Genomic DNA, 14,155 nt, shown 5'->3' on the forward strand with positions numbered 1-14,155 from the left:
TGTGCGGTTGCAGGGGGGCAGCTTTTTTTACTGTTGTATTCCTGTCGGGCTTGCCGCAGGCATGATAATTCCGTTAAGCTTGTGTTCAGCTTAATGTCAGAATTGTCTTGCAGGAGTGTGCCTTGAAGATTTCCTACCGTTTTTCCCGCATGCTGGCCGTGGCCGTGCTCGCGTTCAGCGGCACCGCCATGCTGTCGGTGTCCTTCGATGCCGAAGCACAGCGCATGGGGCGCGGCGGCAGCGCCGGACGCCAGTCTTCCAACGTCATGCAGCAACGCCAGGCGACCACCCCGCCGGCAGCCAACACCCAGCGCCAGGCTGGCCAGCAGCCTGCTGCTGCCAATAGCGCTGCAGGTGCAGCCAGCCAGCAGGCGGCGCGCAGCGGCGCATCGCGCTGGCTGGGGCCGCTGGCCGGCATTGCCGCTGGCCTGGGGTTGGCAGCGCTGTTCTCCAGCCTGGGGCTGGGGGGCGCGCTGGCCGAGTTTCTGTCCAGTGCCTTGCTGATCGCATTGATCGCCTTTGCCGGCCTGTTCATCTGGCGTCGCCTGCGTGGCGCGTCGGCTCAGCGCCCTGCGGCGCAGGGAGCGGCAGCCGGTGCCGGTGCATCCGGTGGCGCGTTCGGCCAGGGGCAGTTCCAGCAGCAGGGCATGTGGCGTGATGCACAGCCTGCCATGCCGGCAGCGCAGCCGTCAGCACCGGCTGCCTCGACATCCTCATCTCCAGCTTTCATGAGCACGGCGGCCGAACCTGCCGTCGGTCAGGGGCAGGATGACTGGTATATCCCTGCCGACTTCGATGTGCCGCAGTTCCTGCAGCATGCCAAGTCGCATTTCGTGCAGATCCAGGCACTGTGGGATCGTGGCGATATCGAACAGCTTGGCGATTACATGACCGAGGATCTGCTGGCCGAAATGCGCCACCAGCTTGAACAGCGCGAAGGTGGCAACCATACCGAAGTGGTGCTGCTCAATGCCGAGCTGCTGGGTATCGAGAATGTGCCCGACGGCTACCTGGCCAGCGTGCGCTATTCCGGCATGCTGCGTGATGCACCGGGTGCCGAGGCTTTCCGATTCGAGGAAGTCTGGAACCTTTACAAGGGTGACGATACGGGCTGGCTGCTGGCAGGTATCCAGCAACTGGACGGCGAACAGTCCAACTGATCGTGCTGTTGCCGGATGCCGCCCCTGGGGTGGCTCCGGAAAAAAATTTGTCGTATCGCAAGGGCGGGCCGCATGGTTCGCCCTTTTACTTGATGGTGAGCGCCCTGGTATCCCGTAGTCCGGTAAACTTGCGGTCTGATCCCCCGATTGACTAGACAATCAGACACATAGGCTGGTGCCGTCATGCTTTCCCACCTTGTTCCTCCTCCTCCTTCCGCCCTGATCGTCAGGACGCTCAATGCCCTGCTGGCTCGCGAGGCCTGGGCGGCGCAGCGGCTGGCTCCGCACCACGGCAAGACGGTGCAGGTCGAGGTCGGCCGTATCGTACTGGCCCTGTCCATCGAGGCGGGCGGAACGCTGGTTCGCGCCGAGACACAGGACAGCGCCGATGTCCGGCTGCAGATCACCCCTGCCAAGATCGATGTCCGCAAGGCCGGCGAGCCGGAGGCGGCTCTGATGGAGGCCATGCGCATCGAGGGCGAAGCTGCGCTGGCGCAGGTCGTGGCCGAACTGGCGCGTCATCTGCGCTGGGATGTCGAGGAAGAACTGGCCCGCCGCTTTGGTGATGCTGCGGGTGCGCAGATCTATCGCACTGCGCGCGGTGCGGCGCAGGGCCTGCGCACCTTGTTCGGACGCCTGGCCGGTAACGTGGTCGAGTATGTCAGCGAGGAGCAACCCATGGTGACGGGACGAGCCATACAGGCACGCTTCGAACAGGATATCCGGCTGCTGGGTGAGGATCTGCGCCGCATGCAGGCGCGGGTCGCCCGGCTGGAGCGGCAGGCATGAGGATATTCAGCAGCCTGGGTCGCCTGTTCAAGATTGTCCTGGTCGTATTCCGCTATCAGCTTGATGAGTTGGTTCTCTCCGGTATCCGCAGTCCGCTGGCGACCCGGTTGCTGCGGCTGGTGCGGTTCGGCCGCCAGCCCAAGTTGTCGCGCGGTGTGCGTCTGCGCAAGGCGCTGGAGGAGCTGGGGCCGGTGTTCGTCAAGTTCGGCCAGGTGCTCTCGACCCGGCCGGATATCGTGCCGCATGACATTGCCCATGAACTGGCCTTGCTGCAGGATCGCGTGCCGCCGTTTCCTTCCGAACAGGCGGCGGCTTTCATCGAGGCTTCTTTCGGGCAGCCTCCCGAGGTGTTGTTTGCCCATTTCGAGCGCGAGCCTGTGGCATCGGCCTCCGTGGCCCAGGTGCACTTTGCCGTGCTGCATGATGGCCGCGAGGTGGCCGTCAAAATATTGCGTCCGCGCATGCTGGACGTGATCGAAAACGACCTGCGGCTGATGGAGATCATGGCCCGGTTGGTCGAGCGGATTCCCGATGGCAAGCGCCTGCGTCCGCGTGAGGTGGTCGATGAGTTCGACAAATACCTGCATGACGAGCTGGATCTGCAGAAAGAGGCTGCCAACTGCAGTCAGTTACGGCGCAATTTCGAGCCGGGCTCGGCGCGCGGCGAACTGCTCATGGTGCCGGAAGTCGTGTGGGAGTTCACCTCGCGCAATGTATTCACGATGCAGCGCATGCGCGGCATCCAGGTCAGTCAGATCGACAGGCTGCGTGCCGCCGGTGTGGATATCCCCCGCCTGGCGCAGACCGGCGTCGAGATTTTCTTTACCCAGGTGTTCAGCGACGGCTTTTTCCATGCCGACATGCATCCGGGCAATATCTATGTGTCGGACGAACCGGCGACGCTGGGGCGCTATATCGCCCTGGACTTCGGCATCGTCGGTTCGCTGTCCGAGTTCGACAAGAACTATCTGGCGCAGAACTTCTTGGCGTTCTTCCAGCGCGATTACCGGCGGGTGGCCCAGTTGCACATCGAGTCGGGCTGGGTGCCTGCCGATACCCGCGAAGAAGAGCTCGAAGGTGCGGTGCGTGCAGTGTGCGAACCGTATTTCGACCGGCCTCTGTCCGAGATTTCGCTGGGTCAGGTGCTGCTGCGGTTGTTCCAGACTTCGCGGCGCTTCAATGTCGAGATCCAGCCGCAATTGGTGTTGCTGCAGAAAACGCTGCTCAATGTCGAAGGCATGGGGCGTGAGCTCGACCCCGATCTGGACCTGTGGCGCACGGCCAAGCCGTTCCTGGAAAAGTGGATGCATCAGCGCATGGGACTGGCGGGCCTGCGCAGCAAGCTCAAGCAGGAGGCTTCGCAATGGGCCCAGTTCCTGCCCGAACTGCCTCGTCTGGCGCATGAGCGCCTCAAGCGGCCTGACTATGGTCCCGAGCTGATGGATGAACTGCGCCGGTTGCGGCAGGCCCAGGAGCAGGGCAACCGCTGGACCGCCACCCTGGCGGGTGTGCTGGCGCTGGGGCTGGCCGTGCTGCTGTGGGCGCTGATGCGCTGACCGACGCAGCCGGTGTGGCGGGTACTATTCGATAGCACCCGCCAGTGCCGGCAGCATGCCCAGCATGGCCATGCAATATCCGACCAGGGCATAGCCCCGCCCTCTGAAACTACGAATCTGTGGTTTGCCGGCATGGCGTCCGTTCGGCAGGCCAAGCTTGCGCCGCAGATTGCTCATGTGCGTGTCCAGGCTGCGATCCTTGGGCGCGGCATCGCCTGCCAGTGATCCGGCCCGTAATTGCTCACGACTGACCAGATTGCCGGACTGGCGCATCAGCATGCCCAGCAGATTCATTTCGGCGGCAGTCAGGTAGGCAGTGCGATTTTCCAGGGTGGCCACCGAGGCGTCCATGTCCAGCCGCAGGTCGCCACATTCCAGCATGCCAGCAATCTGGCGTCTGCCATGCAGGTCGGGTTCGAGAATCTGGATGATCTGCAGCCCGAGATAATGGGCATCGATCGGCGCAGGTACTGCGCGCAACTGTGCAGTGCGCAGATAGCGCCCATAGTGCCGTGCCGCATCGGCCGAGGCATGCGGCGTGCCCAGCAACATGATTGGACAGCGTGGCGAGGCCTGTGACAGCACGCGCAGCAATTGCCCGACGGCATCAGCGGAAAAAGATGTATCGATAAGGGCCAGTCCTGGCTGGATTGTCGTGCTCTTGTTCAGTGCGGAGTCGATGCCGGTGGCCAGGTGAAGGGTGGTGATGCCGGCCGCGGCAATCGCGGGCGTGACTTCGCCCAGCAGATCCTTATGGGCAACAGCGAGAACTTCGATCGATTTCATGATGCTTCAGGTTGCCTTGCAGCAGGCCGGTACGAAATGGAATGCGGAATGACGTTGCATGGATGCAATCGGCAAATCTTAAGAAACCTTAATAAAACTGTATTTTCCTATTGTTTGTCAATAGCAATACTAACAATTTTCATTTGCTGGATAGGATGCCTCTGGACCTAGCGCCGCAGGACTGATGCGGCGCGCTTATTCTGGAGTGCATATGCATCAACCTACCCGACTGGCGCTGGCATTGTCCGGTGCCTTTGCGATTGGCAGCCTGCCTGCGCAGGCACAGACGCAGACACGAACCGCTGTAGACAGCCTCGACACCATCGTGGTTTCGGCCGCAGGCTTCGAACAGGACATCAAGCAGGCTCCGGCCAGCATTTCCGTGATTACGCACGAGGAACTGGCCAGCAAGGATTTCTCCAGCATTGCCGAGGCCATCGGTGATATCGAAGGCGTGGATATCGGCGATTCGGCTGGCAAGACGGGCGGTCTCAATATCAGTATTCGCGGCATGCCTTCCGACTACACGCTGATCATGATCGATGGGCGTCGCCAGAATGTAGCGGGCAATGTCACGCCGAACGGCTTTGGCGAAACCTCGACCAGCTTCATCCCGCCGCTTTCTGCCATCGAGCGGATCGAAGTGATCCGCGGGCCGATGTCTACGCTGTACGGCTCGGACGCCATGGGTGGCGTGGTCAACATTATCACCAAGAAAGTGTCGCCCGAGTGGGGCGGCTCCCTGACACTGGGCAGCACCCTGCAGACCGACAACCGCTTTGGTCACAACCAGGATGCCAATGTCTACGTCAGTGGTCCCATCAAACAGGACGTGCTGGGCGTGGCGCTGCGCGGCAGCATTTTTCATCGTGGCGCTTCGAACATCAGCTATCCGGTGGCGACGGGTGCCGATGCGGTTCCGGTCATGGGGGCCAACCCGGTCAAATATACCAATACCAGCGTGGGGGCCAAGTTTTCGCTGACGCCCAATGCGGATCACGACATCGTGCTGGATATCGACTCCCAGCGCCAGAAATACGATAACAGCGACAGCGCGCGTTATGTCGGCACCGTCGACAATCCAGCGCTGGGCACCTATGGCGGCTATGCCGATACACAGCGCTTCAACCGGCACCAGTACAGCCTGTCTCATACCGGCCGGCTGGGTTTCGGCACGATCGAGTCGGTCCTGAGCCGCAACGAAACGGAAACGCTGGGACGGACCATTCCCCGAGGCGTGCCGGGCAAGGAGCCCGGTTCCGACCGCACACTGGAGATCAAGACCACCATTCTCGACAGCAAGCTGATCCTGCCGATCGATACCTCGTGGGGCGAGCATCTGCTGACCGTGGGTGGACAGTGGCAGGACGGCAAGATGACCGACGCCGTGGCGACCAATGATTTCAAGTACGAGCAGTGGGCGCTGTTCGTGGAAAACGAATACCGGCCGATCCATGACCTGGCCCTGACTGCCGGGGTGCGCTACGACCACCACGATGCCTTTGGCGGCCATACCAGCCCGCGTGGCTATATCGTCTGGACCAGTACGCCGAACTGGACGTTCAAGGGCGGGGTCAGCGCTGGCTACAAGACGCCGCGTCTTGATCAACTGGCCGACGGCATCATCGGCTTTGGCGGCCAGGGGCGTTTCCCGCTGATCGGTACGCCCACGCTCAAGCCCGAGAAGAGCCTCAGTACCGAGGTCGGCGTGCTCTATGACAGTCTGGATGGCTTCACCTCCACGCTGACGCTGTTCAACAATGATTTCAAGGACAAGATCGCTTCCGGTCCCGGGGTGCCCAATTGCTCTTTCGCCGGGGATCCGAATCGTCCTGGCTGCGTGGACTTCGGCTATTTCCCGTCGCAGGACACCTACGGACAGAGTATCAATGTGGACAAGGCCGTGACCCGCGGTGTCGAGTTCAGCACGCGCTGGCAAATGAATGATGCCTGGGCCGTGTCAGGCAATTACACGTATACCAGCAGCAAGCAGAAAAGCGGTGCCAACGAAGGCGCGCCGCTGACCAACACGCCGCGCCACATGTTCAATGCCAAGCTGGACTGGGTGCCGAACGACACCTGGAGCGCCTGGATGCGTACCGAGATCCGCAGTTCGCGTTATCGCTCCGACGATACCGTTCGTGATCAACTGGGCAATTACAAGAGCTATGCCCTGTTCCATGTGGGTGGGGCCTATCGTGTCAACAAGGACGTGACGCTCAATGCCGGCATCTACAACCTGTTCGACAAGGATTTCATCGACTACCAGCCTTATCGCACGGCCTCTGGCGGCACCGGCTACAGCAACCGCTATATCAACAACCAGGAAGGTCGCCGTTTCTGGTTGTCGGCAACGATCCAGTTCTGATCGGCAGCATGTTCGTGTCCGTACCGGCGTCTATATGACGCCGCGTGCGGGCCTCATGAACTGGACTCCTTAACGCCAGAATCCATAAGCAATGCAGAAATGGGTATTGGCATGTGTGCGGGGCCGGTTGCTAGGATGGTTCTCTTCATCCATGACGAAAGAGCCTCCGCATGTCCCGCACATTTCATCCCGGTCGCAGGAAATCCATAAAACTGATCAGCGCGCTGGCCGCCTGGGGCGGTACGGCGGCCACCGCCTCCCTGGCCTGGGCGCAGCAGACTCAGGCCAGGGAGTTTCGCGTCGGCTGGCAGAAAGGCTCCAACCTGGCCATCCTCAAGGCACGTGGCAATCTGGACGAACGGCTCGCCAGGGAAGGTGTGACCGTGCGCTGGATCGAGTTCACCGCCGGGCCTCAGATGCTGGAGGGGCTGAATGTAGGCAGCATCGATTTTGCCTGCGTGGGTGAGACGCCGCCCGTGTTTGCCCAGGCTGCGGGTGCCGACCTGGTGTATGTGGCCAACGAGCCACCCGCACCCAGGGCGGAGAAAGTCCTGGTGCAGAAGGATTCTCCCATTCGCGCTTTCTCCGAGCTCAAGGGCAGGCGCATTGCGCTCAACCGGGGCTCGAACGTGCATTATCTGCTGCTGCGCCTGCTGGAGCGAGAAGGCCTGCAGTACAGCGATGTGAATGTGGTCTACCTGCCGCCCGCCGATGCGCGGGCAGCCTTCGAGAATGGTTCGATCGATGCCTGGATCATCTGGGATCCGTTTGCCCAGGCCGCCATCGGACAGGTCGATGCCCGCGTGCTGGAAAGTGGCGAGGGGCTGGTGCACAACTACAACTTCTATCTGTCGACCGGCAAATATGCCAATGCCCATCCCGAAGTGCTCAAGTGGGCCATCGAGGAGGTCAAGGCATCCGATGACTGGACGCTGGCGCATTTCGATGAGGCGGCCGAGATCCTGGCACCGCAGATTGGTCTCAGCAAGGACATCACGCGCACGGCCCTGCAGAACTATGGCTACGGCGTGCAGTACCTGGATGATGCCGTGATCCGGAACCAGCAGGCCATTGCCGATGCCTTCTCCGGGCAGAAGCTGATCCCCCGTCCGCTGGATGTCGCCAGCGTGGTTTGGCGGCCCTGAGTGTCAGGAAGCCGTCATGTCCAATGAGCAAAGCCTGACTGCCGTGCCGGGGCACGGTGATTCAGTTATCGCCGGTGCCGGTCGCGGCCCTGCCGCGTGGCAGCGTGCTGCGGCCGTCCTGCGACGGGCGGCAGGGACGCTGCTGCCCTGGCTGGTGCCCATCATCCTGTTGCTGCTGTGGCAGATCGCAGCCTCGGCGGGCTGGCTGTCCACCCGTGTGGCACCCTCCCCGGCGGCCGTGCTGGAAGCCGGCTGGACGCTGGTGCAGACCGGCGAACTGTTCCAGCACCTGTGGGCCAGTTTCGTCCGTGCGCTGACCGGGTTCCTGATCGGCGGCATTATCGGACTGGCTTTTGGCCTGCTCAACGGCGGCTTTGGTATTTTTGAACGGCTTTTCGATACCTCGATCCAGATGATCCGCAATGTGCCACACCTGGCGATGATTCCCCTGGTGATCCTCTGGTTCGGCATCGACGAGGGCGGCAAGCTGTTCCTGGTGGCGCTGGGCACGCTGTTCCCGATCTACCTGAATACTTTTCACGGCATTCGCTCGGTGGATGCGGGCCTGGTCGAGATGGGGCGTTCCTACGGGCTGTCGAACTGGCAATTGTTCCGGCAGGTGATCCTGCCCGGGGCCATGCCGAGCATCCTGGTGGGGGTGCGCTATGCACTGGGTTTCATGTGGTTGACGCTCATTGTGGCAGAGACCATTTCGGCGACCAGCGGCATTGGCTACATGGCGATGACGGCGCGCGAGTTCATGCAGACCGACATCGTGGTGCTGGCGATTCTGCTCTATGCCGTGCTGGGCAAGTTGGCCGACACCGCCGCCCGCTGGCTGGAGCGCCGCCTGTTGCGCTGGAATACCGGATTCCTGCCTGCCTGACCTGATAGGGATGAACATCATGGCACGATCCAATGAGCACGTGGCCCAGCGGCAGACCGCCGCCGTGCCGTTGCATGGCGATACGGCATCGATTTCTGACGGCCTGGCAGTGAGTGTGCGGGGTGTGTCGCGGCGTTTTGGCGAGCGCCTGGTGCTGCATGGCATCGACCTGGACATTGCGCCGGGGCAGTTCGTGGCGATCGTAGGGCGCAGTGGTTGCGGCAAGAGTACGCTGCTGCGGCTTCTGTCCGGCTTGGATCAGGCCAGCGGCGGTCGAATTGCGCTGGATGATCATGCTCCGGCACTGGCAGCACCTGATGTGCGCATCATGTATCAGGATGCGCGCCTGCTGCCCTGGCAGAAAGTCATCGACAATGTGGCGCTTGGGTTGCCCGGCTCTCGGACACAGCGACGCGAGCAGGCGCGCGAGGCGCTGGCGCAGGTGGGGCTGGCAGATCGGGCCGACGAATGGCCGCGCGTGCTGTCAGGCGGTCAGCGTCAGCGCGTGGCCCTGGCACGGGCGCTGGCGCATCGGCCACGCTTGCTGCTGTTGGATGAGCCCCTGGGGGCGCTGGATGCGCTGACGCGTATCGAGATGCAGCAACTGATCGAGAATCTGTGGCACGAACACCGCTTTACGGCGGTGCTTGTGACCCACGATGTTGCTGAGGCCGTGGCGCTGGCCGACCGGATCGTGCTCATCGAGCAGGGTGCGCTTGCGCTTGACCTGGCCGTCGGCCTGGCGCGTCCGCGTGGTCGCGGCGATCCGGCCTGTGCCGGCCTGGAAGGGCAGGTGCTGGAGCGTCTGCTGGTGCACAAGGTGACATCGACTGTCGGTGAGCGGGCAACGGTGGCCGGGCCGGACGCAGTGGGTAATGCTGCGGGATATGCCTGAGCGCACCCGGTGTTCTGCTGATGGTTGCCTGCACGTTGCCGCTACAGATCGATGGCGCGCATGGAGTTGCTCAGGGATCGGGCACAGGCTACCAACGCGGGGGCCAGTTTGGATTCTGCTTGTTCCAGAGTCCAGCGACTGGTCGGAGCCACAATGTGTACGGCTGCGATAGGCTGCCTGCGATTACCGTACACCGGTGCTCCCAGTGTCATGTCTCCCAGGAACAGTTCTTCCTGATTGATTGCGTAGCCATGTTGGCGTGCCTGTTGGAGTAGCTCCAGCAGATCAGGCAGTGCAGTGCGGGTATGCATGGTGTGCGCAGTCCGGTCGCTAGCCTGCAGCAGTTCAATTGCCTGAGGCTCAGGTAATCCACTCAGATACGCGCGTCCCGAAGCTGTGCAGTACAGAGGGATCCGACTGCCTATGGGCATATGGACCGGTACGAATTGCGAGCTGACGAAGCGTGCTACATAGACCATTTCCAGCCCATCGGGCTCGGTCAGGCAGGTTGTCTCTGCTGTCAGGTTGGTCAGTTCGGACAGGAACGGATTGGCCATATCGACCAATGTGTTTGCGCCCAGGTAATTAAAGCCTACACGCATGGCACGTACCGTCAACATATAGCGCCGTGTGCGGGGATGTTTGCGCAGGTAGCCCAATTGTTCCAGGGTAAATACCATGCGCTGCGTCGAACTCTTGTTGATGCCGACGTGGGCTGCGATTTCGGCAATGGTCATGGTGCGTCGCTCGGCACTGAACGCACACAGTACGGCAAGGCCTTTTTCCAGCGATTGATTGAACAGCGGGTTGGTGTCGATCGGCATGGGGTGCCCGCAAGGTAATAGGTTGTCGGAATTATAGATACGCTTTGATGCGTCATGTTATGGGACTTTGGTAGATTCTAACAAATCGAATATCGATTCTTATAATTCGATTAATGGTTTTTACCTATTCTTTTTCAATTGTTTGAAATCGATAATGAATTCACGCGGCCCGTGGTGTTCATGCGGGGTGTGTTGGCATCATCCGATCACCAAAACAGTGAAGGAGTTAACTATCATGCGTCTCGCTTCCCAACCGTTCCAACGCATACTGGCCTGCCTGGGGCTTGCAGCATGCCTGGCAATCACTGCGCCAGCACAGGCAGAAACATTGCGCGTGGGCGCAACGGCAACAGGTATCCCGTTCACGTTCCTGGATGTGAAGAGCAATACGATCCAGGGCATGATGGTTGATACTGCACAGGCCGTAGGCAAGGCAGCAGGTTTTGATACCACCATTCAGCAGACAGGGTTCGCAGCGTTGATTCCCTCTCTGACATCGAACAAGATCGATTTTGTCTCGGCAGCCATGCTCAAGACGCCGGCGCGCGAGGAAGTGGTGGCTTTTTCCGAACCCGTGTACTCATATGGCGAGGGTTTGATCGTGGCAGCCAATGATGATGCTGCTTATACGACCTTGGATGCGCTGGCCGGTGAGGTGGTGGGCGCGCAGGTAGGTACGGTATTCCTGGATCGTCTCAAGCAGATGGGTATTTTCAAGGAAGTACGCAGCTATGACTCGGTGGCCGATATGACGCGCGATATCGCACTTGGCCGCATCAAGGCCGGCGTCGGGGATCAGCCCATTATTGCGTATCAGATTGCGCAAAATACGTTCACAGGGGTGAAACTGGCACCTGATTTCGAACCGGCCAATGTCGGCGATGTGTGCCTCGTCGTACGCAAGGAGGATACCGCATTGCTGGAACGCCTGAACCAGGCTATTGCCCAGATCAAGGCGGATGGCACGCTGGATGCCATTGTGCTCAAGTGGGGCATCTGAGTCATCGGAATCACGAGATGGAAAATCTTCTGCAAAACGTCCGTGACTTTCTACCCATCCTGCTGGAAGGGGCAGTCGTCACGGTTCAGGTGACGGTACTGTCGTTTTTGCTCAGCAGTGTGCTCGGGCTCGGACTGGCCTTGATGAAGCTGTCGCGCGTGCGGATGCTGCGCCTGATGGCTTCCGGCATCATCGATGTGATTCGTGGACTGCCGATTATTGTCCAATTGTTTTACATCTACTTTGTCCTACCTGAGTTTGGCGTGCATCTCAGTGCATTCCAGGCGGGGGTCATCGGTCTCGGGATTGCCTATTCGGCGTATCAGGCCGAGAACTTCCGCGCGGGGATCGAGGCGGTGGATTCAGGTCAGCGCGAGGCGGCCATGGCATTGGGCATGCGCAGCCCTTTGCTGATGCGTCGCGTCATCCTGCCACAAGCTTTTCGCATTGCACTACCGCCCTACGGCAATACGCTGGTCATGATGCTGAAGGACTCGTCTCTGGTGTCCACCATTACTGTGGCCGAGATGACGCGGGCAGGACAATTGATTGCCGCGTCTACATTCCAGAATATGACGGTCTATACACTGGTTGCATTGCTGTATCTGTTGATGAGTCTGCCGCTGGTCTGGAGTTTGCGCAGGCTGGAGCATCATTTCGGAGCGGGTAGAAAAGCATGATTGAAATCCGTAATCTCAGAAAATCGTTCGGTGATCATGAAGTGTTGCAAGGCGTGTCGCTGACTGTGGAACGAGGCCAGGTGGTCTGCTTGATCGGGCCATCCGGATCGGGAAAATCCACGGTACTGCGTTGCATTAATGGCCTGGAAAATTATCAAGGGGGAGATATTCTGGCCTTTGGTGAGCGTGTGGATGCCGAGAGTGATGGCATCCATCATTTGCGCAGTCGCATGGGCATGGTCTTTCAACGCTTTAACCTGTTCGGGCATCGTACGGTACTGGAAAACGTGATGGAAGGTCCTGTATACGTTAACCGTACACCGCGGGCGCAGGCACGGCAGGTCGCCATGAGCCTGCTGGAAAAAGTAGGCTTGGCCACACGTGCGCAGGCTTATCCGGCCCAACTGTCCGGAGGTCAGCAACAGCGTGTCGCCATCGCCCGGGCGCTGGCCATGCAACCAGAGGCAATGCTCTTCGACGAACCAACCTCGGCGCTGGATCCGGAATTGGTTGGCGATGTGCTGGATGTCATGCGCGACTTGGCCAACGAGGGCATGACCATGATCGTGGTTACCCATGAAATGGGCTTTGCTAGGGAGGTGGCTGATCGCGTCTGCTTTCTGCATGGCGGCAGTATCGTCGAGGAAGGCGCAGCCGATCAGGTATTGGGGCATCCCTGCCACGCCCGGACACAGGATTTTTTACGCCGGGTGCTGCATCAGCCAGTGCAACGGGTGCAGGAGCCGGTATGACGACTGTGCGATCTATCCTGTTGCATCCTGCTGCCGATTCCCTGTGGGCTCATACTGCGCCTGCAGCAATGCCTGTGCCGCACCTGGAGGGGGCCAGCAAGACAGACGTGGTGATTGTGGGGGCAGGTTATACCGGCCTGTCTGTAGCGCTGCATCTGGCTCAATTGGGTGCACGTGTCTGCGTGCTGGATGCGCACGCGCCCGGTTGGGGGGCATCCGGGCGCAATGGCGGCCAGGTGAACCCCACGTTGAAATTCGATCCTGAGGATTTGTATCGCATGTTCGGTGCGCGTGCCGAGGCACTGATCGAGGCGGTGTCTGGTTCGGCTGACATGGTATTTGGGCTGATCGAGCGGTATGGCATGGATTGTCACCCCGTGCGCGCGGGCTGGTTGCAGGTTGGCTACAGCGATAAGGCCGTGGCGGGGCTGCATCGCCGTGCTGAGCAGTGGCGCAAGCTAGGTGTGCCGGTAGCGTGTCTGGATCGCGATGCAGTGTGCCAGCGCACTGGTACCACGGAGTTTGCGGGTGGCTGGCTGGATGGGCGTGCTGGTGGTCTGCAGCCACTGGCTTATGCGTATGGCCTGGCCAGGGCGGCGTGCCAGCATGGCGTGCAGATCTATGGTGATAGCCCGGTTGCAGGTTTGGAACGCCATGGAGAGGGCTGGCGTGTACGCACGGCGACGGGCGCGTCGGTTGATGCACCGCAGGTTGTCCTCGCTACCAATGGCTATACAGACCCGTTGTGGCCCGGGTTGGCGCGTACGGTGCTGGCCGCCAACAGCTTCATTGTCGCTACGCCTCCTTTGGGCGAGCGTGGCATGGGCATTTTGGACGGGGGCGAGACAGTGTCCACTGCCCAACGGTTGTTGCTGTATTTTCGAAAAGACCATGCGGGCCGATTGTTGATGGGGGGGCGCGGGCATTTTCAGGATCCGTCGGGTCCGCTTGATTTTGCACATCTGGAGCGTTCGTTGAAACTGTTGTATCCGCAGCTTGAGTCGGTCTCGTTCCCTTATCGCTGGGCTGGCCGCATTGCGGTGACACGGGATTTTTTGCCGCATGTCCATCAGCCCGCCCCCGGCTTGACCATGGCACTGGGTTGCAATGGTCGAGGTATTGCCCTGGCAACAAGTATGGGCAAGCACTTGGCAGATTTGCTCAGTGGTGGAAATCCGTCTGCGTTTCCATATCCATTGTCTGAGATGCGATCAATTCCGCTGCACGGTTTACAACGCTTTTACATCGCCGCTGGCGTAGCCTGGTATAGCTTGCTCGACCGACTGGAGACGCGCCGAGCGCATTGAGGCGTGA

Annotated in this window: 13 protein-coding genes; 11 read left to right on the plus strand and 2 right to left on the minus strand. The window is 60.6% G+C overall.

The annotated features are described in order from the left end of the window. Positions 1 to 149: 149 nt before the first annotated feature. From DD235_RS06205 to ubiB, 3 genes are all read left to right on the plus strand, one after another. Positions 150 to 1,160, plus strand: a complete 1,011-nt coding sequence (locus DD235_RS06205) for a Tim44 domain-containing protein (protein ID WP_109061501.1) — start codon at positions 150 to 152, stop codon at positions 1,158 to 1,160. Between the two features lie 183 nt (positions 1,161 to 1,343). Then, positions 1,344 to 1,949 carry a ubiquinone biosynthesis accessory factor UbiJ gene (locus DD235_RS06210; RefSeq protein WP_109061198.1) on the plus strand — a complete coding sequence of 202 codons (606 nt, stop codon included), beginning with the start codon at positions 1,344 to 1,346 and terminating at the stop codon, positions 1,947 to 1,949. Then, entirely contained in the window at positions 1,946 to 3,505 is a 1,560-nt protein-coding gene (gene ubiB / locus DD235_RS06215) for a ubiquinone biosynthesis regulatory protein kinase UbiB (RefSeq protein WP_109061199.1), read from the plus strand. Before DD235_RS06210 ends, ubiB begins: the two co-directional genes overlap by 4 nt. A gap of 24 nt (positions 3,506 to 3,529) precedes the next feature. Here ubiB and DD235_RS06220 read toward each other — a convergent pair whose 3' ends face one another. Continuing rightward, positions 3,530 to 4,291 (minus strand): winged helix-turn-helix transcriptional regulator, encoded by a 762-nt coding sequence (locus tag DD235_RS06220; protein WP_109061200.1) that lies wholly within the window; start codon positions 4,289 to 4,291, stop codon positions 3,530 to 3,532. A gap of 211 nt (positions 4,292 to 4,502) precedes the next feature. Between DD235_RS06220 and DD235_RS06225 the strand changes: the two genes are divergently transcribed. From DD235_RS06225 to DD235_RS06240, 4 genes are all read left to right on the plus strand, one after another. Beyond that, on the plus strand, positions 4,503 to 6,659 hold the full coding sequence (locus DD235_RS06225; RefSeq protein ID WP_239990061.1) for a TonB-dependent receptor domain-containing protein: 2,157 nt from the start codon (positions 4,503 to 4,505) through the stop codon (positions 6,657 to 6,659). Between the two features lie 170 nt (positions 6,660 to 6,829). Then, entirely contained in the window at positions 6,830 to 7,804 is a 975-nt protein-coding gene (locus DD235_RS06230) for an aliphatic sulfonate ABC transporter substrate-binding protein (RefSeq protein WP_109061202.1), read from the plus strand. A gap of 16 nt (positions 7,805 to 7,820) precedes the next feature. Continuing rightward, positions 7,821 to 8,690, plus strand: coding sequence for an aliphatic sulfonate ABC transporter permease SsuC (ssuC, locus tag DD235_RS06235; RefSeq protein ID WP_109061203.1), 870 nt, complete (start codon positions 7,821 to 7,823; stop codon positions 8,688 to 8,690). Between the two features lie 19 nt (positions 8,691 to 8,709). Next, entirely contained in the window at positions 8,710 to 9,585 is an 876-nt protein-coding gene (locus DD235_RS06240) for an ATP-binding cassette domain-containing protein (RefSeq protein WP_109061502.1), read from the plus strand. A gap of 41 nt (positions 9,586 to 9,626) precedes the next feature. Here the strand turns inward: DD235_RS06240 and DD235_RS06245 are convergent, their stop codons facing one another. Beyond that, positions 9,627 to 10,409, minus strand: a complete 783-nt coding sequence (locus DD235_RS06245) for an IclR family transcriptional regulator (RefSeq protein WP_109061204.1) — start codon at positions 10,407 to 10,409, stop codon at positions 9,627 to 9,629. Between the two features lie 235 nt (positions 10,410 to 10,644). Here DD235_RS06245 and DD235_RS06250 point away from each other — a divergent pair, with 235 nt between their 5' ends. Genes DD235_RS06250 through DD235_RS06265 form a run of 4 tightly spaced genes read left to right on the plus strand, consistent with a single transcriptional unit; the run spans position 10,645 to position 14,148 of the window. Beyond that, the gene (locus DD235_RS06250; RefSeq protein WP_109061205.1) at positions 10,645 to 11,409 is read left to right on the plus strand and encodes an ABC transporter substrate-binding protein; all 765 of its coding nucleotides are present in this window, start codon (positions 10,645 to 10,647) and stop codon (positions 11,407 to 11,409) included. Positions 11,410 to 11,426: 17 nt separating this feature from the next. Beyond that, complete coding sequence (locus tag DD235_RS06255) at positions 11,427 to 12,089, plus strand: amino acid ABC transporter permease (protein ID WP_109061206.1); 663 nt, start codon at positions 11,427 to 11,429, stop codon at positions 12,087 to 12,089. Continuing rightward, the gene (locus DD235_RS06260; protein WP_109061207.1) at positions 12,086 to 12,841 is read left to right on the plus strand and encodes an amino acid ABC transporter ATP-binding protein; all 756 of its coding nucleotides are present in this window, start codon (positions 12,086 to 12,088) and stop codon (positions 12,839 to 12,841) included. Before DD235_RS06255 ends, DD235_RS06260 begins: the two co-directional genes overlap by 4 nt. Beyond that, positions 12,838 to 14,148: an NAD(P)/FAD-dependent oxidoreductase gene (locus DD235_RS06265; protein ID WP_109061208.1), complete on the plus strand. Its 1,311-nt coding sequence runs from the start codon at positions 12,838 to 12,840 to the stop codon at positions 14,146 to 14,148. Before DD235_RS06260 ends, DD235_RS06265 begins: the two co-directional genes overlap by 4 nt. Positions 14,149 to 14,155 lie beyond the last annotated feature (7 nt).

The sequence above is a fragment of the Corticimicrobacter populi genome (assembly GCF_003123725.1).
Lineage (GTDB): Bacteria > Pseudomonadota > Gammaproteobacteria > Burkholderiales > Burkholderiaceae_B > Corticimicrobacter > Corticimicrobacter populi.

Excerpts from the sequence above, each read along its gene's own strand:
- DD235_RS06205 (WP_109061501.1), top strand. The coding sequence starts at position 150 with ATGCTGGCCGTGGCCGTGCTCGCGTTCAGCGGCACCGCCATGCTGTCG.
- DD235_RS06210 (WP_109061198.1), top strand. The coding sequence starts at position 1,344 with ATGCTTTCCCACCTTGTTCCTCCTCCTCCTTCCGCCCTGATCGTCAGG.
- ubiB (WP_109061199.1), top strand. The coding sequence starts at position 1,946 with ATGAGGATATTCAGCAGCCTGGGTCGCCTGTTCAAGATTGTCCTGGTC.
- DD235_RS06220 (WP_109061200.1), bottom strand. The coding sequence starts at position 4,291 with ATGAAATCGATCGAAGTTCTCGCTGTTGCCCATAAGGATCTGCTGGGC.
- DD235_RS06225 (WP_239990061.1), top strand. The coding sequence starts at position 4,503 with ATGCATCAACCTACCCGACTGGCGCTGGCATTGTCCGGTGCCTTTGCG.
- DD235_RS06230 (WP_109061202.1), top strand. The coding sequence starts at position 6,830 with ATGTCCCGCACATTTCATCCCGGTCGCAGGAAATCCATAAAACTGATC.
- ssuC (WP_109061203.1), top strand. The coding sequence starts at position 7,821 with ATGTCCAATGAGCAAAGCCTGACTGCCGTGCCGGGGCACGGTGATTCA.
- DD235_RS06240 (WP_109061502.1), top strand. The coding sequence starts at position 8,710 with ATGGCACGATCCAATGAGCACGTGGCCCAGCGGCAGACCGCCGCCGTG.
- DD235_RS06245 (WP_109061204.1), bottom strand. The coding sequence starts at position 10,409 with ATGCCGATCGACACCAACCCGCTGTTCAATCAATCGCTGGAAAAAGGC.
- DD235_RS06250 (WP_109061205.1), top strand. The coding sequence starts at position 10,645 with ATGCGTCTCGCTTCCCAACCGTTCCAACGCATACTGGCCTGCCTGGGG.
- DD235_RS06255 (WP_109061206.1), top strand. The coding sequence starts at position 11,427 with ATGGAAAATCTTCTGCAAAACGTCCGTGACTTTCTACCCATCCTGCTG.
- DD235_RS06260 (WP_109061207.1), top strand. The coding sequence starts at position 12,086 with ATGATTGAAATCCGTAATCTCAGAAAATCGTTCGGTGATCATGAAGTG.
- DD235_RS06265 (WP_109061208.1), top strand. The coding sequence starts at position 12,838 with ATGACGACTGTGCGATCTATCCTGTTGCATCCTGCTGCCGATTCCCTG.